General features: G+C 33.9%; 22 protein-coding genes. 19 read left to right on the top strand and 3 right to left on the bottom strand.

Translation table 11 applies throughout. The features are described 5' to 3' along the window. Positions 1–57: 57 nt before the first annotated feature. The gene (gene htpG, locus BTR34_RS03150) at positions 58–1,944 is read right to left on the bottom strand and encodes a molecular chaperone HtpG (RefSeq protein ID WP_068485055.1); all 1,887 of its coding nucleotides are present in this window, start codon (positions 1,942–1,944) and stop codon (positions 58–60) included. Positions 1,945–2,313: 369 nt separating this feature from the next. Here htpG and BTR34_RS03145 point away from each other — a divergent pair, with 369 nt between their 5' ends. From BTR34_RS03145 to BTR34_RS03130, 4 genes are all read left to right on the top strand, one after another. Next, positions 2,314–2,967, top strand: a complete 654-nt coding sequence (locus BTR34_RS03145; protein WP_068485054.1) for a TetR family transcriptional regulator C-terminal domain-containing protein — start codon at positions 2,314–2,316, stop codon at positions 2,965–2,967. A gap of 15 nt (positions 2,968–2,982) precedes the next feature. Next, complete coding sequence (locus tag BTR34_RS03140) at positions 2,983–4,293, top strand: ABC1 kinase family protein (protein WP_068485053.1); 1,311 nt, start codon at positions 2,983–2,985, stop codon at positions 4,291–4,293. Positions 4,294–4,410: 117 nt separating this feature from the next. Further along, positions 4,411–5,421, top strand: a complete 1,011-nt coding sequence (locus BTR34_RS03135) for a 3-oxoacyl-ACP synthase III family protein (RefSeq protein WP_068485052.1) — start codon at positions 4,411–4,413, stop codon at positions 5,419–5,421. Positions 5,422–5,819: 398 nt separating this feature from the next. Beyond that, positions 5,820–6,179 (top strand): CoA-binding protein, encoded by a 360-nt coding sequence (locus tag BTR34_RS03130; RefSeq protein WP_068485051.1) that lies wholly within the window; start codon positions 5,820–5,822, stop codon positions 6,177–6,179. A 1-nt stretch (position 6,180) separates the two neighbouring features. Here the strand turns inward: BTR34_RS03130 and BTR34_RS03125 are convergent, their stop codons facing one another. After that, positions 6,181–7,668: a sodium:solute symporter gene (locus tag BTR34_RS03125; protein WP_068485050.1), complete on the bottom strand. Its 1,488-nt coding sequence runs from the start codon at positions 7,666–7,668 to the stop codon at positions 6,181–6,183. Positions 7,669–7,836: 168 nt separating this feature from the next. Between BTR34_RS03125 and BTR34_RS03120 the strand changes: the two genes are divergently transcribed. The 15 genes from BTR34_RS03120 (at position 7,837) to BTR34_RS03050 (ending at position 21,715) form a co-directional block, all read left to right on the top strand. Continuing rightward, a complete protein-coding gene (locus tag BTR34_RS03120; RefSeq protein WP_068485049.1) occupies positions 7,837–9,147 on the top strand; it encodes a M20/M25/M40 family metallo-hydrolase in 1,311 nt (436 codons plus the stop codon). A gap of 150 nt (positions 9,148–9,297) precedes the next feature. Further along, positions 9,298–9,918 (top strand): recombination mediator RecR, encoded by a 621-nt coding sequence (gene recR, locus BTR34_RS03115; protein WP_068485048.1) that lies wholly within the window; start codon positions 9,298–9,300, stop codon positions 9,916–9,918. Between the two features lie 91 nt (positions 9,919–10,009). Then, positions 10,010–11,383, top strand: coding sequence for a dihydrolipoamide acetyltransferase family protein (locus BTR34_RS03110; RefSeq protein ID WP_068485047.1), 1,374 nt, complete (start codon positions 10,010–10,012; stop codon positions 11,381–11,383). 96 nt (positions 11,384–11,479) lie between these two features. Further along, positions 11,480–12,739: a DUF481 domain-containing protein gene (locus tag BTR34_RS03105; protein WP_068485046.1), complete on the top strand. Its 1,260-nt coding sequence runs from the start codon at positions 11,480–11,482 to the stop codon at positions 12,737–12,739. Positions 12,740–12,858: 119 nt separating this feature from the next. Further along, positions 12,859–13,635, top strand: coding sequence for a 3'-5' exonuclease (locus BTR34_RS03100; RefSeq protein ID WP_068485045.1), 777 nt, complete (start codon positions 12,859–12,861; stop codon positions 13,633–13,635). A 704-nt stretch (positions 13,636–14,339) separates the two neighbouring features. Next, positions 14,340–14,951 carry a fumarylacetoacetate hydrolase family protein gene (locus tag BTR34_RS03095; protein ID WP_068485044.1) on the top strand — a complete coding sequence of 204 codons (612 nt, stop codon included), beginning with the start codon at positions 14,340–14,342 and terminating at the stop codon, positions 14,949–14,951. Next, complete coding sequence (locus BTR34_RS03090; RefSeq protein WP_068485043.1) at positions 14,951–15,289, top strand: Hpt domain-containing protein; 339 nt, start codon at positions 14,951–14,953, stop codon at positions 15,287–15,289. Before BTR34_RS03095 ends, BTR34_RS03090 begins: the two co-directional genes overlap by 1 nt. Continuing rightward, positions 15,289–16,539, top strand: coding sequence for a competence/damage-inducible protein A (locus tag BTR34_RS03085; RefSeq protein ID WP_068485042.1), 1,251 nt, complete (start codon positions 15,289–15,291; stop codon positions 16,537–16,539). The genes BTR34_RS03090 and BTR34_RS03085 overlap by 1 nt, the downstream gene beginning before the upstream one ends. 69 nt (positions 16,540–16,608) lie before the next feature. Beyond that, on the top strand, positions 16,609–16,848 hold the full coding sequence (gene rpmB / locus BTR34_RS03080; protein ID WP_068485041.1) for a 50S ribosomal protein L28: 240 nt from the start codon (positions 16,609–16,611) through the stop codon (positions 16,846–16,848). A 20-nt stretch (positions 16,849–16,868) separates the two neighbouring features. Next, positions 16,869–17,051 (top strand): 50S ribosomal protein L33, encoded by a 183-nt coding sequence (gene rpmG / locus BTR34_RS03075; protein ID WP_058105695.1) that lies wholly within the window; start codon positions 16,869–16,871, stop codon positions 17,049–17,051. A gap of 36 nt (positions 17,052–17,087) precedes the next feature. Next, the gene (locus BTR34_RS03070) at positions 17,088–17,240 is read left to right on the top strand and encodes a DUF4295 domain-containing protein (protein ID WP_068485040.1); all 153 of its coding nucleotides are present in this window, start codon (positions 17,088–17,090) and stop codon (positions 17,238–17,240) included. A gap of 86 nt (positions 17,241–17,326) precedes the next feature. Continuing rightward, positions 17,327–18,283, top strand: coding sequence for a signal recognition particle-docking protein FtsY (ftsY, locus tag BTR34_RS03065; RefSeq protein ID WP_068485039.1), 957 nt, complete (start codon positions 17,327–17,329; stop codon positions 18,281–18,283). A 2-nt stretch (positions 18,284–18,285) separates the two neighbouring features. After that, positions 18,286–19,167 carry a DUF2911 domain-containing protein gene (locus BTR34_RS03060; protein WP_068485038.1) on the top strand — a complete coding sequence of 294 codons (882 nt, stop codon included), beginning with the start codon at positions 18,286–18,288 and terminating at the stop codon, positions 19,165–19,167. A gap of 5 nt (positions 19,168–19,172) precedes the next feature. Further along, positions 19,173–20,852 carry an amidase family protein gene (locus tag BTR34_RS03055; protein ID WP_068485073.1) on the top strand — a complete coding sequence of 560 codons (1,680 nt, stop codon included), beginning with the start codon at positions 19,173–19,175 and terminating at the stop codon, positions 20,850–20,852. 17 nt (positions 20,853–20,869) lie between these two features. Further along, positions 20,870–21,715 (top strand): metallophosphoesterase, encoded by an 846-nt coding sequence (locus tag BTR34_RS03050; RefSeq protein WP_068485037.1) that lies wholly within the window; start codon positions 20,870–20,872, stop codon positions 21,713–21,715. Between the two features lie 9 nt (positions 21,716–21,724). Here BTR34_RS03050 and BTR34_RS03045 read toward each other — a convergent pair whose 3' ends face one another. Then, on the bottom strand, positions 21,725–22,327 hold the full coding sequence (locus BTR34_RS03045) for an NAD(P)H-dependent oxidoreductase (RefSeq protein ID WP_068485036.1): 603 nt from the start codon (positions 22,325–22,327) through the stop codon (positions 21,725–21,727). Between the last annotated feature and the right edge of the window lie 56 nt (positions 22,328–22,383).

The raw sequence follows: 22,383 nt of genomic DNA, 5'->3' as shown, positions 1-22,383 counted from the left end.
AACAAAAAAGCCACTACAAAAAATGTAGTGGCTTTTGAAAATTATGGAAAATGGAATTTATTTTACCATCTCGTAACTACGCTTAATAAACTCGGTTAACGCTTTACCTTTAAGTAAGCCTTTAGATAACTTCGCCAAGTCTAGTGATTGATTGATCAATCGTTCTTTTTTCTTCGTTGTCTTGGTATTTAAAAACTCGCTTACCAATGGGTGATTCGTATTCACGATCAGGTTGTACATTTCTGGCATAGCTCCCATACCGAACATACCGCCACCACCGGTCTGTTGCATTTCCTTCATACGACGCATAAACTCAGGCTCAGTAATAGTGAACGGAGAAGAATCGCTGTCCATAGCTTCTAATTGAACTGTAAAGCTTTTGTCCGTAATGGCCTCTTCCAATTCTTTTTTCAAGGTCTCTTTTTCTTCGTCAGATAATTTAGAGATTTGAGTTTCTTCTTTCTGAATCAATTTGTCAATATGGTCAGCATCTACGCGGGCAAAAGAAATATTTTCTTTTGAGCTTTCAAGCTTTTGCATTAGATGCCCAATAATTGGCGAGTCTAATAATAATACTTCGTATCCTTTAGCCTTTGCAGTTTCAATATAACTGTGTTGCGCTTCTTTGTCAGATGCGTAAAGAATAACCGTTTTTCCGTCTTTATCAGTCTGTGTATCTTTTATTTTTTCCTGTAATTCTTCAAACGTAAAGTACGAGCCATCTACCGTTGGGTAAAGTGCAAACTTGTCTGCCTTATCAAAGAATTTATCTTCAGAAAGCATTCCGTATTCAATAACAATTTTAATATCGTTCCATTTTGCTTCAAATTCCTCACGGTTATTTTTAAATAAGGAATTCAACTTATCAGCTACCTTTCTAGTAATGTAAGATGAAATTTTCTTCACCGCACCATCAGCCTGTAAATAGGAACGAGAAACGTTTAATGGAATATCTGGAGAGTCGATAACACCACGTAACATGGTCAAGAATTCTGGAACAATACCTTCTACATTATCCGTAACAAAAACTTGGTTTTGGTACAACTGAATTCTATCTTTCTGCTGATTTAAATCGTTAGTTAGCTTTGGAAAATAGAGAATACCGGTAAGGTTAAAAGGATAATCAACATTTAAGTGAATATTAAATAAAGGCTCCTCGAACTGCATTGGGTAAAGTTCTCTATAAAAGCTCTTGTAATCATCTGCATTTAAATCGGCAGGTTGTTTTGTCCAAGCTGGGTTAGGATTATTGATGATATTGTCTACATCCTTAGTAGGTGCTTTATCCTCATCTTTGGCACCCTCTGGCTTAGGTAAAGTTTCAGTTCTCATTCCAAATTTAATTGGAATAGGCATAAACTTGTTATACTTACTTAACAAGCTTTTAATTTTGCCATCTTCTAAAAATTCTGTAGAATCATCGGCAATATGAAGTATTATTTCTGTACCACGAGTTTCTTTATTGGCAGGTTCCATGATAAACTCAGGAGAACCGTCACATGACCAATGCACAGCGGGTTCGTCTTTATAGCTTTTAGTTATGATTTCTACTTTGTGCGCCACCATAAAGGCAGAATAGAAACCTAAACCAAAGTGGCCAATAATTCCAGCATCTTTAGCAGAATCTTCGTACTTGTTCAAGAATTCTTCAGCTCCAGAAAATGCAACCTCGTTAATATATTTTTTCACTTCATCTTCCGTCATTCCAAGACCTTGGTCAATGATATGTAGTTTTTTTCCTTCTTTGTCCGCTTTAACCTCAATAATAGGATTGCCATATTCAACCTTTGCCTCGCCAATTGTGGTCAAGTGCTTCATTTTTAAGGTTGCATCTGTTGCATTGGAAATTAATTCTCTAAGAAAAATTTCATGATCACTGTATAAAAACTTCTTAATTAGTGGAAAAATGTTGTCTACGGACACATTAATTTTACCTGTTGCCATTTTTTATATTTTTTACGCCACAGCTAGTGCGGCCATTATTAATACTAATTGTTTGTTGCTAATGGTCAAAAAAAATACCACAATAGGTTATTGTGACAAACTGACAGTTATTAGCGTATGAAAGTTTAACAAATAATTTTGTTTATTAAATATTGAAAAAAGTTAAACATAATGTATATTTGTAATGTGATATGGGAAAAAACGCTATGAAAAAGAATTTTAACCATATACACATGTTAATTATTTATTGGTTAGGTTGTTTAAACGTGCTATTTTTTAATAGCACGTTTTTGCTAAATAAAAGCTAATGTTTCATGAAAACAGCTAACTATGAAAACTACATTGTACCTTATATAAAAATATTATGATATGGCTACAAAAGCTAAGAAAGTAACTAAAGAGATGATTATCACTAAGTTTATGGATTACGTTTTGGAGAATGAGCAAGTTCCTAAAACTGTTTATAAATTTTGTAAAGTAAATGCTATAGAAGAATCTGATTTTTATCTTCATTTCGGCTCCATCGATGCCCTAAAAAAAGGTATTTGGGATACATTTTACTTGAACACCATTAGTGTAATTAATAAAAATAAAGAGTATCAAGAATTTACGAATAGAGATAAAATGCTCACTTTTTTCTACACATTCTTCGAGGTATTGACATTGAATAGAAGTTATATCCTATTTATTATGGAGAGCGCATCTGGTCCGTTAAAAAATATGAAACAATTAAAAGGTCTTAGAAAAAATATAAAAGAATTCTCTAAAGGTTTGATTGAGGATGGGAATGCGAACAAAAATTTGAAAATTACAAAACACAATCCTCAATTGTTTTCAGAAGGGGCATGGTTGCAAACTATGTTTCTAATGAATTTTTGGAAATCAGATGATTCTGCATCATTTGAAAAAACCGATGTCGCTATTGAAAAATCAGTGAACACCATTTTTGATGTATTTGATAATACACCTTTGGAAAATATTATTGACTTCGGGAAATTCCTTTATAAGGAAACCTTTGTCTAATGTAATACGCAGAGCATGAAAACATTAGATAAAATACCTACTGGAAAAATAGAACGCGCAAGTAAGTTGGTAAGAACTGGAGCTAAAATTGGGGGAAACTATGCCAAGTATTTTGGTATGAAAATCATAAATCCAGAAACAACTAAAGACGAGCTTAACGAAGATAATGCCTCGGATATATATGATGGCCTAAAATCGCTAAAGGGTAGTGCGCTTAAAGTAGCGCAAATGTTAAGCATGGAAAAAAATCTACTGCCAAATGCGTATGTAGAGAAGTTTTCATTGTCTCAATTTTCAGTTCCCCCTTTATCGGCACCATTAGTTAGAAAAACGTTTAAAAAGTACTTGGATAAATATCCGGAAGAGGTTTTTGATACTTTTGATAAAGATTCTATAAACGCCGCTAGTATAGGGCAGGTACATAAGGCTACCAAGGATGGAAAAAACTTAGCGGTAAAAATTCAGTATCCGGGTGTAGCGCAAAGTATAAGTAGCGATTTGGCTATAGTGAAACCTATTGCAATACGCATGTTCAATCTTCAAGGAAAAGATTCAGATAAATATTTTAAAGAAGTTGAAAATAAACTGGTCGAAGAAACCGATTATATTTTAGAAGTAGCACAAAGTAAAGAGATTACAGAGGCGTGTAAAGTGATTCCAAATGTCATTTTTCCAACTTATTATACGCAATTGTCAAGTGAACGCATTATAACAATGGACTGGATGACGGGCATGCACTTAAGTGAATTTACAAAAACAAGTTTTTCTCAGGCTACCGGCGATAAATTAGGTCAGGCTTTGTGGGATTTCTATATGTTTCAAATTCATGGGTTGCGAAAAGTACATGCAGATCCCCACCCAGGTAATTTTTTGGTAAATGGGGACAACGAACTAATTGCTATAGATTTTGGTTGTATTAAAGAAGTACCGGATTCATTCTACGTGCCATATTTTGAACTTGCCAGACCAGAAGTAATATCGGACGATGAGAAATTTACCGAAAAGCTATACGAGCTTGAAATTTTGATGCCAGCGGATAAGGCGGAAGAAATTTTGTTTTTTAAATCTATATTTCACCAGTTGTTAAGTTTATTCACATCACCTTTTCATGATAACGATTTTGATTTTGGCGATGAAGTGTTTTGGGGTAAAATTGCATCATTGGGCGAACAGTTTTCATCTGATAAGCAAATACGTAAAATGAATGGTAATAGAGGGTCAAAGCACTTTTTATATATGAATCGTACATTTTTTGGTCTTTATAATCTTTTACATGATTTAAAGTCAAATATTAAAGTAAATGATTACAAAAAATATTTGAGCTAATTATTTTAATCCTATTCTTACAAAGGATCATTGTTATATTTTTAAATAAAATTCTTAATAGTTGTTTATCTTGCAACACTAATTCTACCTGAAAATCATCAGGTTAAAAACAATACTATGTATAATTCAAAAATAATTGGCTTAGGTCATTATGTGCCTGATAACGTAGTGACAAACGATGACTTGTCAAAAGTAATGGATACCAATGATGCTTGGATTCAAGAACGTACCGGTATAAAGGAGCGTAGACATGTAGTTCGTGGAGATGGTGATACAACGACTACCATGGGTGTAAAAGCCGCTAAAATTGCCATTGAAAGAGCCGGCATTGATAAGGATGATATTGATTTTATTGTTTTTGCTACTTTAAGTCCAGATTATTATTTCCCTGGTCCAGGTGTATTGGTGCAAAGAGATTTAGGAATAAAGACCGTAGGAGCGTTAGATGTTCGCAATCAATGTTCAGGTTTTGTTTATGCGATTTCAATAGCAGACCAGTATATAAAGACGGGTATGTATAAAAACGTACTGGTCATAGGTTCTGAACTTCACTCTCATGGTTTGGATATGACTACACGCGGTAGGGGAGTTTCGGTTATTTTTGGTGATGGTGCAGGGGCTGCTGTTTTAAGCAGGGAAGAAGATACTTCGAAAGGTATTTTATCAACACATTTACATTCAGAAGGGCTACATGCAGAAGAATTATCCTTAATTGCACCTGGTATGGGAAAAAGATGGGTAAATGATATTATTGCTGATAATGACCCTAATGATGAGTCTTATTTTCCTTATATGAACGGCCAATTTGTATTTAAAAATGCAGTAGTGCGTTTTAGTGAAGTAATAATAGAAGGATTAGAGAAAAATAAATTAAATGCTACCGATATTAACTTGTTGGTGCCACATCAAGCAAATCTCAGAATATCGCAATTTATTCAAAAGAAGTTTAAGCTTACCGATGACCAGGTGTTTAATAATATCATGAAATATGGTAATACTACAGCGGCATCTATTCCTATAGCACTAACAGAAGCTTGGGAAGAAGGTAAGGTAAATAAAGGTGATTTAGTTGTTTTAGCTGCTTTTGGTAGTGGTTTTACTTGGGGTAGTGTAATTATCCGTTGGTAAAATAAAACACCCATAGTTTAACTATGGGTGTTATATAGCTTTACCTAATAAGAAAAAACCAACCAATCTTCAGTATTAAGTATCCCTATATAAAGTAATAGACGTAATTATAAACTATTTGTTACTAAATTAATTGGCATTATTAATTTCTTAATCGTTTATCACTAAAGCTAGTTTTTAATTAAAGAAGCAAAAAAAGAAACCCGGACATTCCAAAATTAATTGGAAGCCGGGCTTCATATGCTGATAGGCTATACTAAACACTAACCATTAACTATAAACATATAGCGTTATCAACAAAAAAATTCTTAGTACTTAAAGAATATTTAACTTTACTAATAGACGAAATATTGTCCAATCAGTTACATATAAACTAAATTTTAACATCTTTAAATATTATGAAAAAGACTCTCGTATTTGGAGCCTCCTTAAAACCAAACCGTTATAGTAATTTAGTTATAAGGCGACTTGTAGATTCAGGAATAGAAACCTTCGCTTACGGATTGGGGGAAGGTGAGGTTTCTGGAGTCAAAATCAGTAATAGATTAAGCAAAATTAATGATATTCATACAATAACCCTCTATTTAAATCCAAAAAGACAAGAAGAATATTATGATAAGATAATTTCTTTAGCTCCAAGTAGGGTAATATTTAATCCGGGTACTGAAAATCCCACGTTTTACAGTATGCTCGAAAAAAACGGAATAGAGGTAGAAGTGGCTTGTACATTAGTGCTATTAACTATTGGTCAGTTTTAAATTACATAATGTCCTTAGTCGTTGCTGCAGCGGGTTTTTTTCGAATTAACCAAAGGCCAATAAAAGTTAAAATACCATTTAATGGCAAAAGTTCATATCCAAAGATATAGCCACCTAAATATTCCACGGGTAGTTTGGCTAGTATTAGAATAATCGCGACACAAACTATCGCAACTATCCATACATATTTGTCTTTAACTTGATGTTTAGTAAAAATACCAAATGAAAATAATCCTAATAAAGGTCCGTATGTGTAAGATGCTACTGTTAGCAAGCCATCTATAACATTTCTATCTAAAATATATTTAAAGGAAATTACCACTACAATTAATAGAACACTCATGCCAATGTGTGTAATTCTGCGTGTTCTTTTTGCAACCGACTCAGATTTCTTCCCTGTATTAAGAAAGTCTACGCAAAATGACGTGGTTAATGAAGTAAGCGCACTATCCGCACTACTATATGCTGCAGCAATTAAGCCCAACATAAAGGTTATAGCTACTGTAATGCCTAAACCACTATTCAAGGCAATTTCAGGAAATAATAAATCAGATTTAGGAGAGCCATCCATTAATGGTAATGCTATATTTTGAGCATCTGCGTAGATGAATAACAATGCCCCAAGAAGCATGAAAACAAAAGTAACTACTACTAGAACAATACTAAAACTAACCATGTTTTTTTGTGCCTCCCCTAAGTTTCTACATGTCAAGTTTTTTTGCATCATATCTTGGTCAAGGCCGGTCATACAAATGGTAATGAACATACCGCCTAAAAATGATTTTACTAAATTGTTTTTTGAAGAAAAGTCATCTGTAAAGAATGTTTTACTGTATTTTCCTAATTCCTGTGAGTTTAAAAACTCAATAAAGGTCCAGTCCATTTTGTCTAATATAAAATAGATAGATAGGCCAACAGAAACCAACATAAAAAGGGTCTGTAATGTATCGGTCCAAACAATAGTTTTTATTCCGCCTCTAAATGTATAGACCCAAATAAGTAATATGGATAGGGTTACGGTTATTTCAAAAGGTACATTCCAAGCATCGAAAACAAATTGTTGCAGAACAATAGCTACAAGGAACAGTCGAAATGCAGCACCAAGTACTCTAGATACAAAAAAGGATATTGCGCCAACTTTATAACTTACAAAACCAAATCTTTCATCTAAATACTCATATATAGAAGTTACATTTTGTTTGTAATACACAGGAAGAAGAACAAAGGCCGTTATCAAATAGCCAAGAAAGTAACCAAAGACAACTTGCATGTAGCTAAATTGAGAAGATTCTACCCAGCCCGGAACCGAAATAAATGTAACGCCAGATAATGACGCTCCAACCATACCAAAGGCAACGAGGTACCATGGAGACTGTTTTCCGGCTTTAAAAAAATCTTCATTAGAATCGTTTTTACCTGTGAAATATGAAATAATTAATAGTAAAACGAAATAACCAGATATTAATAGCAGAATGTGGGATGCGTTCATGAAATTGAATTTCGGGCAAATTACGAAAAGTTATATGACGATTGGCTATAAGTTAAAAGGTTTACATCAACTTATTTGGCTTTAAATTACTCGTTAAAAGTGCACTGTTTTTTTAAACACAAGTTATTTTTTGATATCTTTTAGAACTACAAATAAAATTTTAATTACATGAAAGAAGTAAATTTTTTTAAAAATAGCGTAACGCTTGGTTTGGTTATTTTATTTTTTGTTGGTATCCACGGATTAAATGCGCAAGTAGATGAAATTATTGATAAAAAGGTTGAAAAAGAACTTTCTAAATTAATGAAAGAAAAACGGATAGAAAGCGCCTTCAATTATATTGAATCTGATGAGAAAGTCACCAAAAAAAACCTAATAGAATTAACAGAAATTGCAGCACCACCATTTATGGAGACTGAACGAGCAATGGCAATAAAAAAAATGTTTGTAGAAGCTGGGGCCGATAATGTAGCTATAGATGAAGTTGGGAACTTTATTGCCATTAGAAAAGGAACCGAAGGTGGAAAAATAGTTGCTTTAGATGCGCATTTAGATACCGTTTTTCCGGAAGGAACAAATGTTATGGTACAGCAAAAAGGAGATACACTTTTTGCACCCGGCATTGGTGATGATACTAGAGGACTTTCTATGCTTGTGGCCATATTTAAAGCCATGGAAAATTCTCATATTAAAACCAAAGCAGATATATGGTTTGTAGGTACTGTTGGTGAAGAAGGCTTAGGGGATTTAAGGGGAGTTAAGCATCTATTTAGAGATGGAGCAAAAAAAATAGATTCTTGGATTTCTATTGATGGTGGCGAAATAGGTAGGGTAAATAACGCAGGTTTGGGTTCGGTAAGGTATAAGGCAGTATTTACAGGCAAAGGAGGGCATTCATGGGGTGCTTTTGGGTTGGCAAATCCACATCATGCTTTAGGGTATGCAATAAAGGAGTTTACTGAAAATGCTCAAAAATATACTAGTAGTGGTCCTAAAACAAGTTTTAACATTGGAAGAATTGGCGGTGGTACATCGGTTAATTCCATTCCTTTTGAGTCTTGGATAGAAGTAGATATGCGTTCTGTGGACAAAACACGACTCGGTGAAATAGATGTTATTTTTAAAGAGTCTATGCAGAAAGGTGTAGCAGCTTATAATGAAACTGGAATAAAGGATAAAATTTCATTAGAATTAATAAAGATTGGCGATAGGCCATCTGGAGAATTGGGTATAGACACACCTTTGGTACAGAGAGCAATTAGTGCAACGAATTTGTTTGGTTATGAACCAAGCTTAACCATAGGCTCTACAAATAGTAATATACCAATTTCGTTGGGTGTGCCTGCAGTTACAATTGGTAGAGGTGGCATAGGAGGTGGAGCTCATTCTTTAAACGAGTGGTGGATAAATGAAAATGGAGCAGAAGCAATTAAATTAGCGTTATTGTTAACTGTTGCAGAGGCAGGTTTCGATAAATAACTTAAGTTCCATCTCTTAATTAGTAGTCTCATAATAGGTCAAATTTCCAAAGTTTTCACTGGAGTCAAGTCTTTTCCTAAAAAATAATTTTGTGTTAGTGGTTCGGTATATTTTTCAACATTAATCGTAAATTTATACCCAATTAAGGATATGGATTTTTCGTCAAAATTATTAGAAAATGCGGTGTATGAGGTTTCGCAATTACCAGGTATAGGTAAAAGAACGGCATTACGTTTGGTGTTGCATTTATTAAAGCAGCCAGAACAGCGTACCGAGAATTTATCTAACTCATTGTTAGATTTAAGAAGTAAAATTCAATTTTGCGATAATTGTCATAATATTTCCGATACCACAACGTGCGAAATTTGTGCTAACCCAAAAAGAGATGACGCCTTGGTTTGTGTAGTTGAAGATATAAGAGATGTAATGGCTATTGAAAATACGGGTCAGTTTAGAGGAAAATATCATGTGCTTGGCGGTAAAATATCACCAATGGAAGGTATAGGCCCCCAAAATTTAAAAATTGGTTCTCTTGTAGATAAAGTAAAAAAAGGCGTAATAAAGGAATTAATTTTTGCGTTGAGCTCTACTATGGAAGGGGATACTACGAACTTTTACATCTTTCGACAAATAGAAGGTTTAAATGTGAAAACGTCGACTATTGCCAGAGGTATTGCTGTGGGCGATGAGCTGGAATACGCAGATGAGGTTACGTTAGGTAGAAGCATATTAAACAGAGTCCCGTTTGAAGGGTCATTAAGACAAGATTAGTTCTTGTAATTTCATTAGAATATCAATTATTAGGTATTAATTTTATTATTTTTGCAAAAAATATATACAAAACAAGCTATAAATTATCGATATGTCAAAATTTGAATTGAAGCTACCACGAATGGGAGAGAGTGTTGCAGAAGCAACATTAACGTCTTGGTTGAAAGAGGTTGGCGATACTATTGAGATGGATGAAGCCATTTTTGAAATTGCTACAGACAAAGTTGATAGCGAGGTGCCTAGTGAAGTAGATGGTGTATTGGTTGAGAAATGTTTTAATATAGATGATGTTATTAAAGTAGGCCAAACGGTAGCTATTATTGAAATTGATGGTGATGTGGAAATAAATGAGGAGACAGCAAGCTCTAATACAGCAAAAACAGATGTACCAGCTTCAGAAGAGATGGTGTCTGCCGTAGAGGAAGTAGTTGTTAAGGCCAAGGAAGAAACTACGGTACCGACAATGACTATTGGAGAGTCGGACAGGTTCTATTCTCCACTGGTTAAAAATATAGCAAAAGAGGAAGGTATTTCTTTTGAAGTTTTAGAAACTATTACAGGGTCAGGAAAAGATGGTAGAGTAACAAAAGATGACATTTTAAACTTTGTAAAAAATGGAGAGGGTACTGACCATGAGGCGGTAGCATCTTCTTTAAAACAAAAATCATCGGCTATCGCAGCAGATAAAGCAGCTACGCCTACACCTACCAAAGTTAATGAGCCCGCTACTGATAAGTCAAAAGTTCAGGTATCTAATGGCGATGAGGTGATTGCAATGTCCAGAATGGGCAAATTAATTGCTAAGCATATGACAGATAGTGTTACTACTTCTGCACATGTTCAAAGCTTTATAGAGGTTGATGTAACTAATATTGTTAATTGGAGGCTTAAGATGAAAGATGCATTCCTTAAAAGGGAAGGTGAAAAGTTAACATTCACGCCAATTTTTATGGAAGCGGTTGCTAAGGCACTAAAGAAATATCCAATGATGAATATTTCAGTAGATGGCGATACCGTAATTAAAAAGAAGAATATTAATATAGGTATGGCAGCCGCCTTGCCAGATGGTAATTTGATTGTTCCTGTTATAAAAAATGCCGATCAGTTGAATTTGGTGGGTATGGCAAAGGTTATTAATGACTTGGCCGCCCGTTCAAGAAATAATACATTAAAACCAGATGAGGTTCAAGGGGGTACGTATACGGTAACTAATGTAGGCACTTTTGGTAGTGTTTTCGGAACGCCTATTATTAACCAACCACAAGTAGGTATCTTGGCATTGGGCGCTATTAGAAAAATGCCGTCTGTAATAGAAACCCCAGAGGGCGATTTTATTGGTATTCGAAGTAAAATGTATATTTCGCACAGTTATGATCATAGAGTTGTAAATGGAGCTTTAGGTAGTATGTTTGCAAAAGCCATTGCAGATTATTTAGAAGCATGGGATGTAAATAGGGAAATTTAGTGTTGATATACTTAAAAACGTTGTTCAGCTAAAAGATGCTGGTTAAGGCGTTACTGCACGCTATATTATCCGTTTAATTTACGATATATCGTTCTAATGAAAGTGGCAGATTTTTTAAAACAAGGAGTTCTTTTTTTTATTTTGATAGTATTTTCTATAAAAATAGCAGGGCAGAGACCTCCAGTTCCAGAGAACAATCAAGCTCCTAGATTATTTATAGAATGTAACTGTGATCGTAGCTATATTCAGCAAGAAATAAAGTTTGTGAATCATGTACGCGACCAATCGCTTGCAAATATCCAATTATTTATTTTTGATGTTACCAATGGTTCTGGGGGTAGAACCTATGTTTTGGAGTTTAAAGGTGTAGATGGTTATGAAGGAATCTTCAACAAACTATCGTACGATACCAGCCCAAACATGACCTCCGATGAGGTGCGCCAAGGTTTGTTAAAGCATATTAAGACAGGGCTTTTAAGATATTTAATAGAATCTGATCTTGTAGATAAGATTGATTATACCGTAGAAAATGAAGGAGCTGAGGAAATGCAGGATATCGATTTTGAAGACCCTTGGAACAATTGGATATTTGAAGTGTATGGAGAGGCGCGCTTAGATAAGGAGAGCAGTAGAAAAGAATTTGAATATGAAGTTGGTTTTGAAAGCGATAGGGTAACCGAAAAATGGCGTATTCGTACTGATGTTGAAATGAATCAGGAGCAAAGTGAATTTGAGCAGAATCAGGAAATATTTACTAGTTCACGAAAACGCTACTCTTTTAATGGCAGTGTTGTACGTAGTTTGTCCGATCATTGGTCATTAGGTCTTTTTGGTGGTGTGCGGCATAACACATTTACTAATCTGGATTTTTCAACTTATGTAAACCCTGCAATTGAATATAATATTTTTCCATATAAAGAAGTATTACGTAGAGAAATTGTTTTTGCCTACAAAATAGGGTATTTTTTTAATGACTATATTAATACTACAATATTTAATAAAAATTCAGAAGGAATTTTTAACCACTCCTTAAATGTCCAATTAAATTACCGGCAGCCTTGGGGCACCGTTTATGCCCGGCTACAAGGGTCGACATTTTTAGAGGATTTTGAAAGAAACCGTCTTGAGTTTTATGGACGTTTTTCTATTCGTGTATTTAAAGGTTTAGCGGTATCGTTCTCTGGAAATTATGATTTGGTAAAAGATCAAATTGGATTACCCGCTGGTGATGCTACAATTGAAGATGTATTACTCCAACAAAAACAGATTGCCACTGCTTTTGAACTAGGTTTCCGCGTAGGCTTACGCTATACCTTTGGATCGGCCTATAATAATATTATCAACTTAAGATTGTAAAGCAGTTTTTATGCATCCGCTTTTATCACAGCTCCTAAAAGTTAAAAATTAGATTAAATAGTTGTTTTGAAATTCTTGCCAACGGGCCAATACCTATATTTGTAAAAACGTAAACTCTCATGGAATTAAAACTTACCAGGCCTATTTGTTTTTTCGATTTAGAAACAACTGGTATTAATGTAGCAAAGGATCGGATTGTTGAAATTGCAATACTAAAAGTATATCCTAATGGAAATAAAGAAAGTAAAACATGGCTAGTGAACCCAGAAATGGTTATACCCGATGAGGTAATTGCCGTGCATGGTATTACTAATGAGAAAGTGGCCAACGAGCCTGTTTTTAAAGAACTTTCTAAGGAAATTTATAAAATGATAAAGGATAGTGATTTAGGCGGATTTAATTCTGACCGATTTGATATTCCTTTACTAGCTGAAGAATTATTACGTGCAGATATTGATTTTGATATGAAGAACACCGTATCTGTTGATGTGCAAACCATATTTCATAAAATGGAGAAGCGAACATTAGAAGCTGCTTATAAGTTTTATTGTGATAAAGAGTTGACAGATGCCCATAGTGCAGCTGCAGATACTAATGCTACATATGAGGTGTTGCTTTCTCAATTAGATAGGTATCCAGATTTGGAAAATAATATTAAAAAACTTTCAGAATTTTCTAGAAGAAAACAATCGGTAGATTTCGCAGGGTTTATTGCAATGGATGAAGAAGGAGATGAAGTATTTTCCTTTGGTAAACATAAGGGTAAAAAAGTCCATGATGTATTAGAAAAAGAACCTGGGTATTTTGGGTGGATGTTAAACGCAGATTTTCCATTGTATACCAAAAAAATACTCACGCAAATTAAATTAAGTAAATTAAATAATAAGTTAAGTTAAATGTAGTTATTTTCAGTACTTTTTTAAGTGTTAAGTATATGGGATAATGCTCAAGAAATGTTGTATTGCGGGCATGTTTTAAATACTAAAAATAAGACTCCAGTACCGTAAACCAATATTATTTTTTAAATATCCAAGAGGTACATCAAGTAATGAGGTGGGATATTTTTGTATTAATGTTCCTAAAATTTATTAGAACGCTAGGTATATATTTCAGCTTTAGGTTTTAATGCAAAATAATGTCTGTCAATTTTTTTTCAGAAAATTCTTTAAGTATTAAAAGTGATTTTTCAATGGCAGAAACCCCATGAATTTTAGGGTTATAATTTCTAAGTATTATCAATGCTAAGAAGTACGTAGAAAAACCATACATGTTTGTGTAAACTGCAAGGTAAAAAGTGTTTAGTCTCTATTTTCGCTGCTTTTGAATGATGCCAGATGAAGTAAAATAATTGGGGTTAAATCGGCGTTTTATGCGCTATAATTGTTGAAAAAAGTCATACAAGCATTGAATGAATAAAAAGAAATTAATGGAAGTCCGTTTTGAGCTTACCTTTGTAGTGGAATATCAGAAAAATCAAAATTTTAAAACTATGGTGTAAGGTATGGGTGAGTGTGATAATTTTGCTATTAAAGCAGTTGGAAATAATGAAAATTTAATTCCCACCAGAAGTTTAAAAATGTCAAAGAAAAAATAAGTCGTTATGAAAATTATTTGCATCGGTCGAAATTATACTGCTCATATAGCAGAACTTAAAAATGAACGCCCGGAAGAACCTGTTATATTTATAAAGCCAGATTCATCGGTTTTACCTAAACAACAGGATTTTTATATTCCTGAATTTTCAAATGATGTTCATTACGAGGTGGAAGTTTTAGTAAAAATAAAAAAGGTTGGTAAGCATATTAGTAAAGAATTTGCTCCATCGTATTATGACGAAATAGGATTAGGAATAGATTTTACCGCAAGGGATTTACAATCTAAATTAAAGGAAAAAGGATTGCCATGGGAGAAAGCTAAGGGTTTTGATGGTGCTGCCGTAATAGGAGAGTGGTTGCCAAAAACAGTTTTTAAAGACATTAATAACCTAAATTTTAAGTTGTTAAAAAATGAGGAAGTAGTACAACAAGGGAACACTAGCTTAATGTTATGGAAAATAGATGAAATAATTGCTTATGTTTCTACTTATTTTATGCTTAAAAAGGGTGATATTATTTTTACAGGTACTCCTGCCGGTGTTGGCAAAATAAGTCCAAATGATTATCTTTCGGGTAGTTTGGAAGACAAAGAACTTTTTACCTTAAAAATTAAATAATGATTTATAACCTAGATAAGATTAATGAGATGGCAGAGGGAGATCAGGATTTTATAAATTCTGTAATAGCTGTTTTTTTGGAAGAAGTTCCTGAAGATATGGAATCTTTAGAGAAGGCTTTGTTGGCGAAAGACCATGAGCAAGTTTATAAACTGGCTCATAAGATTAAGCCTAATGTAGATTTGTTGGGGATGGAGCAATCGCGTGCAATTGCTTTGGAAATGGAAACATTAGGAAAGCAAGAAGCAAGTATTGTAGAAATAGAAAAAAGATTTCCTTTGCTAAAAACCGATATTAATCAGGTTATCGCCGAATTGAAAAAAGATTTTCAACTATAATGCTTGCAGAGATTATAACAATTGGTGATGAAATCCTCATAGGCCAAATTGTAGATACTAATTCCGCTTTTATAGCAAAAGAGCTAAATAAAATTGGGATATCGGTCTATCAAATAACCTCGGTACAAGATGAGCGACATCATATGCTTAATGCTTTTAAAGAAGCCGCCGAGCGAGTAGATATAGTAATTGTTACTGGCGGTTTGGGACCAACAAAAGATGATATTACAAAACACACTTTTTGCGAATTTTTAAATGATACACTTGTAGAGAATACCGAAGTACTGGCACATGTAGAAGCTTTGTTTGCAAAGTATATAAGTAATACACCTATTTTGGATATTAATAGAATGCAAGCTTTGGTACCTAGTAGGGCAGAAGTGTTGCATAATGCAAATGGGACAGCCCCGGGAATGTGGATGCGTAAAAATAATGTAACATTTATTTCTTTACCAGGTGTTCCTTTTGAAATGAAACACTTAATTGTGGAAAGTGTAATTCCAAAACTAATATCTTTTTATAAAAGGCCACATATACTACATAGAACAATTGTAACCTACGGTTTGGGTGAAAGCAGTATAGCAAAGCGTATAGAGTCATGGGAAGATAATCTTCCTTCACATATAAAATTAGCATACTTGCCTAATTTAGGTAAGGTAAGGTTAAGGTTGTCGGGTAAAGGTCCTGATTATGATAGCTTGTTGGCGGATATTGATGCGGAATGCAAAAAATTATTTCCACTTGTGAAGGATATAATGTTTGGAGAGGAGGATGATGAAGATTTGGAAAAGATCGTTGCCAGATTATTAACAAATAAAAATTTAACATTGGCTACGGCTGAAAGTTTTACAGGTGGTAGAATAGCAGAAAGAATAACGGCAATTCCTGGAGCTTCAAACTATTTTAAGGGAAGTGTGGTGAGTTATGCCACTGAAACTAAGATAAATATACTTAAGGTGCCGAAAGACATTGTAGAACAATATTCTGTAGTTAGTGCGCAGGTGGCAATGGCTATGGCAAAAGGAGTAAAGGAATTGATGAAAACAGATTTTTCAATTGCTACAACAGGTAATGCCGGACCTACAAAAGGGGATTCCGATGCAGATGTTGGTACCACATTTATTGCAATTGTTGGTCCAGATTTAGAATTTGTTCAAGAATTTAAAATGGGTAGTACCAGGGAGCGCATAGTAGAAAAGGCTGTAAATAAGGCTTTTGAGCTGCTTCAAAAAGAAATTTTAAAAATGTGATGTTTATTGTTGTTGAAACGATAAAAATGATATAAATTTGCACCCTGTTTAAAAGAAAAAGTCAGCACGATGTCAAAAGTTTGTGAAATTACGGGAAAGAAGGCGATGTTTGGAAACAATGTTTCGTTTTCAATTAATAAGACAAGAAGAAGATTTGATGTAAATCTTTCTAAGAAACGTTTTTACATTCCAGAAGAAGACCGTTGGATAACACTTAAAGTTTCTACAAGAGGTTTAAAAAGTATCAATAAAAAAGGTATATCTGCTGTTTTAAAAGAAGCAAAAGCAAAAGGATTAGTTATTAAATAATCTGGAAAATAGAGCGTACGATGGCAAAGAAAGGTAATAGAATACAAGTTATATTAGAATGCACTGAGCATAAAGAATCTGGTCAGCCAGGTACTTCAAGATATATCACTACCAAAAACAAAAAGAACACTCCTGAGAGATTGGAAATTAAAAAATTCAATCCTATTCTTAAGAGAATGACCGTTCACAAAGAAATTAAATAGATTTTCGTTTTAAGAAAATCACAAAAAATATAAGTCATGGCTAAGAAAACCGTAGCAAGTTTACAGACAAGTTCTAAAAGATTGACCAAAGCTATAAAAATGGTTAAGTCGCCAAAATCTGGTGCTTACGTTTTTGTTGAGCAAGTAATGGCACCAGAAATGGTAGATGCTTGGATGGACAAGAAATAAGATATTTAACTTTTAGTAGTTATTGAGCCCCTTTCCTACGAAAGGGGCTTTTTAATTTTTATATTTGAATAACTTTAGCTTTAACAATGAGTTTATTTAAAAAAATATTTTCTTCACAGAAAAAAGAAACCTTGGATAAGGGTTTAGAAAAGTCCAATACAAGCTTTTTTTCAAAGCTTGGAAAAGCAGTAGCGGGTAAGTCAAAAGTAGATGATGATGTACTTGATAATTTAGAGGAAGTTTTAGTTTCTTCTGATGTTGGTGTCGATACCACCTTGAAAATAATAAAAAGAATTGAAGCCAGAGTTGCTCGCGATAAATATATTGGAACTGATGAGCTAAATTCAATTTTACGGGAAGAGATTGCAGGATTACTGTCCGAGACTAATGATGCTGATTTTTTTGAATTGCAGATATCCACAGATAAAAAACCATATGTGATAATGGTAGTTGGTGTCAATGGTGTTGGGAAAACAACGACTATTGGAAAGCTTGCACATCGGTTTAAGAAACAGGGCTTAAAAGTAGTTTTGGGTGCTGCGGATACATTTAGAGCAGCAGCTATAGATCAACTGCAGGTTTGGGCAGATCGTGTAGAGGTGCCTATTGTAAAACAACAAATGGGTAGTGACCCTGCTTCTGTTGCTTTTGACACTTTGAGTTCCGCAGTTAAACAAGATGCTGATGTAGTCATAATAGATACTGCTGGCCGCTTACATAATAAAGTTAATTTAATGAATGAATTAACCAAGGTTAAACGTGTTATGCAAAAAGTGGTAGATAATACGCCACACGAGGTTTTATTAGTTCTTGATGGTTCTACAGGTCAAAATGCATTTGAACAGGCAAAGCAATTTACAAAGACAACAGAAGTTACATCTTTAGCGATTACTAAATTAGATGGTACAGCAAAGGGTGGAGTGGTTATCGGTATTTCAGACCAGTTTAAAATTCCAGTAAAATATATAGGTGTAGGTGAGGGCATTGAAGATTTACAAGTATTTAATAAACATGAGTTCGTAGATTCTTTCTTTAAAATTTAATATTGAGATACGGTTGGGTTTTAGTTTTATTATTAATTTGTAGCCATATAAAGGCTCAAATTAACCATCCAAAAGCAAGTCCTTTTGCTAAGATTGAGCAAGAATTAGGTCTCACCAAAATTACAATTGAATACTCAAGACCTGCAGCACGTGGACGCACTCTTTTTGGAAATCAACCTAATGGAGAATCAGCTTTGGTTCCTTACGGTCGAATATGGCGTGTTGGCGCTAATGAATCGACCAAAATTAGTTTCAGTTCAGACGTTAAAATAGGTGGTAATACTATTTTAAAAGGTACATACGCTCTTTATGCCTTTCCCGGAGAAAATGAATGGCAAATTATTTTTCATAAAAATGTTACCCATTGGGGTGATGGTAGAACGGCTTATAACTCTAATGAAGATGCATTACGTATAAAAGTAACGCCTGTAAAAACATTAGATTTTCACGAAAATTTTTTAATATTTTTTGATGCTATAGACCATAATGAAATGGTTATGATATGGCAGTGGGGTAATACAAAAATAGTTATTCCTATATATGTAGATACTCAAAAAATGATGGTGTCTCATATTAATCAAAAATTAAAGAACTCCCCTTCAGCTCAAACGTACTATGAAATAGCTAGATATTATCAAGAGCAAGGAATGCATTTTGTTGAAGCACTTACCTATGTCAATAACTCTATAGAACTTGGGGGTAACACTTATTATTATCACCGTGTACGTTCGTTGATTTTGGCAGATTTAAAAGAATATGAAGAGGCTATAAAAGCGGCTGAAATTTCTAAAGAATTGGCTATCAAAGAAGGTAAAGATGAGTTCGTACGATTGAATGACAATAAAATAAGAGTTTGGAAAATAGCGGAATTAAAAAATAAATAATGGGTATGAAAAAGTATTTAGGATTAGTAATAATTTTGTTGTTAATCGCTTGTAATAATCAGCAAAAAGTAGAAAAGGTAGAGTTGATTTTGTGGATACCTTATAATGATTCTTTAGAGGTTCAGGCAAATAGAAATCATGAGATCCCTCGCATGCAATACAAATTAATACAGTCTAAAGTTTTAGATAAGAATGACGTATTTAGGCCATTGTACAATGAAGTTTCTAAATTAAGCGAAACGGAATATAATGCACTTACAATATTGATTTTGGAGCAAGATATCTTGACTATTCAACATCATATTAAAGAAAATAGATTAACATATGAGAAGTTGGTTTTATATTATTTATATAGGATTTATAAATATGAACTGGACAACACTACAACCCTCAATACTATAATTGCACTTAATGAAGATGTTTTAAAAGATGCAAGAAAATTAGATGAAGATAAAAGACTAGGTAAACTAACCGATATTCAACATCCTATATTTGGTATGCCAATTTTATTGAAGGACAACATTAATTCTGCTGAAATGAAAACAACGGCAGGTACCATAGCCCTAATGAATAATGAAGTTGAAGATTCGTTCATTGTTCAACAATTAAAGAATAATGGAGCCTTAATCTTAGGCAAAGTAAACTTAAGCGAATGGGCGTATTTTTTATGTTCTGGATGCCCGGTAGGGTATAGCGCATATGGTGGACAAACTCTAAATCCATATGGACGCAGAATTTTCGAAACTGGTGGGTCTAGCTCGGGTAGTGGTACTGCCGTTGCAGCAAATTATGCCGTTGCTGCAGTAGGCACAGAGACTTCTGGGTCAATATTGTCGCCAAGTAGTCAAAATTCAGTAGTGGGGTTAAAACCAACAATTGGATTATTAAGTAGGTCTGGGATTGTCCCAATTTCTAGCACTTTAGATACTCCTGGTCCTATGACTAAAAATGTAAAAGATAATGCCATTTTATTATCGGCTATGCTAGGTTTTGATAAGATGGACCCTGCGTCTATTGAAGATGATTTTTCTGGTATTTTATCAGCAGGATTACATCCTAAACCATTTTCAGAAATGAAATTAGGAGCTATAGCAGAATTGGTAAAAACTGATAGTATGTATAGGCAAACAATTGAAGGTTTAAAAAAAGCAGGTGCAACAATTATAGAGTTTACTCCACCAGAAGTTTCTATGGACGGTTTTCTAAGTATTCTTAATATTGATATGCGAAATGATCTACCTGTTTATTTGAAAAAATATTCGAATCCTGAGTTTGTTAAAATTGAATCTATTGTAGATGCCGTTGCATTTAACAATGCCGATTCATTGATGAGAATTCCTTACGGGCAAGCACTTTTTCAGGGTATTTTGGCCGACTCAACCTCGGAACAAGAACTAGAGAAAATAAAAGCTAAGCTGGAAACAAATGGTCGTAGCTTTTTTAATTTGGCATTAGATCAGCATAAATTAGATGCCGTTTTATCAATAAATAATTACCATGCCGGTTATGCTGCAGTAGCCAAATTTCCCGCATTAACAGTGCCTATGGGATATAAAAAAACAGGTGAGCCAGTTAGTCTAACCTTTATTGGGAAACAGTTTTCAGAAGCTAATTTATTAAGAATTGGGAGCGCTTATGAACAGAAATTTCCAGTTCGAGTTATGCCTAAAGGTTATCAAAATTAATTTTTTTTGCTTTAAAAATGAATAGGAGAAAGTTTATAAAGAAGACTTTTAAATGGGGAGCAGGTTTAGGTGTAATTACCGGATTATACAGTTGGCAAATTGAGCCGTTTTGGATGGAATTTGTGCACGTTAAAATGCCATTAAAGAATTTGCCAGAAGAACTTGTGGGAAAAACTTTAATGCAAATAAGTGATATACATATAGGTAATAGTTTTGATTACCAATACATCATAGATTCCTTCAAAGAAGCTCAAGAGTTAAAACCTGATTTTGTAGTCTATACGGGTGATTATGTAAATTATGAGAATCATAAACAAATACAGCAGTTACAAGAAGTTTTAGAAAATGTTGTTACTGGAACTTTGGGTACAATTGGTGTTCTTGGTAATCATGATTATGGTAAAAAATATGCCGAAGCACCGGTGGCAAGGAGTATTACAAAGTGTATGGAGGAAGCTGGTGTTACAATACTAAGAAATGATGCGGTGGAATTTAATGGACTAAATTTTTTAGGTATTGATGACCTGTGGGGTATTAATTTTAGACCAGAGGAAGCCACAAAAAAATATGATGAAAACAAACCTAATATAGCCTTGTGTCATAACCCCGATGTCTGTGATTTACCGATATGGAACAATTTTAAAGGATGGGTACTTTCAGGGCATACCCATGGAGGACAGGTGAAACCTCCATTTTTACCAGCTCCACTTTTACCTGTTAAAAATAGAAAATATACTGCAGGGGAGATAGATTTACAAGATGGAAGAACACTTTATGTTAATAGAGCCCTCGGTTGTCTACTTCAAGTCCGCTTTAATGTTAGGCCAGAGATTACAAATTTTGAACTTTCTAAGGCCGTATAGAATCGTTAACTAGTCAATTGAAGTAATTACATTTTTTAATGCTAATCGAGATTTACTTTTTACACTAGGCTGATTGTTATCTTCATCATCACGATACCCAATTGCTACAGAAAAAAGTACTTTATGGTTTTCAATTTGTAGAATGTCTTTATATTTTTCTGGTTCAATACCTTCCATAGGTGTCGAGTCAATTTTCATTACGGCGCAGGCCGCTAAGAAAAATCCAAGAGATAAATAAACTTGATTTGTAAGCCAATTAATAGTCTTGTCGGCAGGTTGGCCTTTAACAAAGTGCTTATAATAATTTATTGAACCCTCAGCTAAATTTTCGTTTACATGACGTTCAAATTCATCTAAATTATCTTGAACGCTAAAAACAACAAGGTGACTTGCATTTTTAATTTTAGGAGCATTAAAGAAAGATGCCTCTGCTAATTTATCCTTAGTTTCTTTATGTGATACAAATGTAAATGACCAAGGTTGGCTGTTAATGGACGAAGGGCTTAGTTTTAAGATATGTTTTAAGTCTTCAATTTCCCCATCTGAAATTTTCTTTGAAGCATTATACATTTTTGTGGTATACCGTTCTTCAGCGATTCTTCTAAAAGTCATCTTACAATTTTTATGCAAAAATATGAAATGTTGAGTATTGTGTAGAAATAACCTTT

Origin of the sequence: Maribacter hydrothermalis, from assembly GCF_001913155.1 — a bacterium.
Taxonomy (GTDB): domain Bacteria; phylum Bacteroidota; class Bacteroidia; order Flavobacteriales; family Flavobacteriaceae; genus Maribacter; species Maribacter hydrothermalis.
The sequence above is the reverse complement of the archived record's forward strand: the minus strand, read 5'-3'. Positions and strand labels throughout refer to the sequence as shown.

What these genes read in the sequence shown, in the direction of transcription:
- htpG (WP_068485055.1), bottom strand. Translation starts at nt 1,944, where the DNA reads ATGGCAACAGGTAAAATTAATGTGTCCGTAGACAACATTTTTCCACTA.
- BTR34_RS03145 (WP_068485054.1), top strand. Translation starts at nt 2,314, where the DNA reads ATGGCTACAAAAGCTAAGAAAGTAACTAAAGAGATGATTATCACTAAG.
- BTR34_RS03140 (WP_068485053.1), top strand. Translation starts at nt 2,983, where the DNA reads ATGAAAACATTAGATAAAATACCTACTGGAAAAATAGAACGCGCAAGT.
- BTR34_RS03135 (WP_068485052.1), top strand. Translation starts at nt 4,411, where the DNA reads ATGTATAATTCAAAAATAATTGGCTTAGGTCATTATGTGCCTGATAAC.
- BTR34_RS03130 (WP_068485051.1), top strand. Translation starts at nt 5,820, where the DNA reads ATGAAAAAGACTCTCGTATTTGGAGCCTCCTTAAAACCAAACCGTTAT.
- BTR34_RS03125 (WP_068485050.1), bottom strand. Translation starts at nt 7,668, where the DNA reads ATGAACGCATCCCACATTCTGCTATTAATATCTGGTTATTTCGTTTTA.
- BTR34_RS03120 (WP_068485049.1), top strand. Translation starts at nt 7,837, where the DNA reads ATGAAAGAAGTAAATTTTTTTAAAAATAGCGTAACGCTTGGTTTGGTT.
- recR (WP_068485048.1), top strand. Translation starts at nt 9,298, where the DNA reads ATGGATTTTTCGTCAAAATTATTAGAAAATGCGGTGTATGAGGTTTCG.
- BTR34_RS03110 (WP_068485047.1), top strand. Translation starts at nt 10,010, where the DNA reads ATGTCAAAATTTGAATTGAAGCTACCACGAATGGGAGAGAGTGTTGCA.
- BTR34_RS03105 (WP_068485046.1), top strand. Translation starts at nt 11,480, where the DNA reads ATGAAAGTGGCAGATTTTTTAAAACAAGGAGTTCTTTTTTTTATTTTG.
- BTR34_RS03100 (WP_068485045.1), top strand. Translation starts at nt 12,859, where the DNA reads ATGGAATTAAAACTTACCAGGCCTATTTGTTTTTTCGATTTAGAAACA.
- BTR34_RS03095 (WP_068485044.1), top strand. Translation starts at nt 14,340, where the DNA reads ATGAAAATTATTTGCATCGGTCGAAATTATACTGCTCATATAGCAGAA.
- BTR34_RS03090 (WP_068485043.1), top strand. Translation starts at nt 14,951, where the DNA reads ATGATTTATAACCTAGATAAGATTAATGAGATGGCAGAGGGAGATCAG.
- BTR34_RS03085 (WP_068485042.1), top strand. Translation starts at nt 15,289, where the DNA reads ATGCTTGCAGAGATTATAACAATTGGTGATGAAATCCTCATAGGCCAA.
- rpmB (WP_068485041.1), top strand. Translation starts at nt 16,609, where the DNA reads ATGTCAAAAGTTTGTGAAATTACGGGAAAGAAGGCGATGTTTGGAAAC.
- rpmG (WP_058105695.1), top strand. Translation starts at nt 16,869, where the DNA reads ATGGCAAAGAAAGGTAATAGAATACAAGTTATATTAGAATGCACTGAG.
- BTR34_RS03070 (WP_068485040.1), top strand. Translation starts at nt 17,088, where the DNA reads ATGGCTAAGAAAACCGTAGCAAGTTTACAGACAAGTTCTAAAAGATTG.
- ftsY (WP_068485039.1), top strand. Translation starts at nt 17,327, where the DNA reads ATGAGTTTATTTAAAAAAATATTTTCTTCACAGAAAAAAGAAACCTTG.
- BTR34_RS03055 (WP_068485073.1), top strand. Translation starts at nt 19,173, where the DNA reads ATGAAAAAGTATTTAGGATTAGTAATAATTTTGTTGTTAATCGCTTGT.
- BTR34_RS03050 (WP_068485037.1), top strand. Translation starts at nt 20,870, where the DNA reads ATGAATAGGAGAAAGTTTATAAAGAAGACTTTTAAATGGGGAGCAGGT.
- BTR34_RS03045 (WP_068485036.1), bottom strand. Translation starts at nt 22,327, where the DNA reads ATGACTTTTAGAAGAATCGCTGAAGAACGGTATACCACAAAAATGTAT.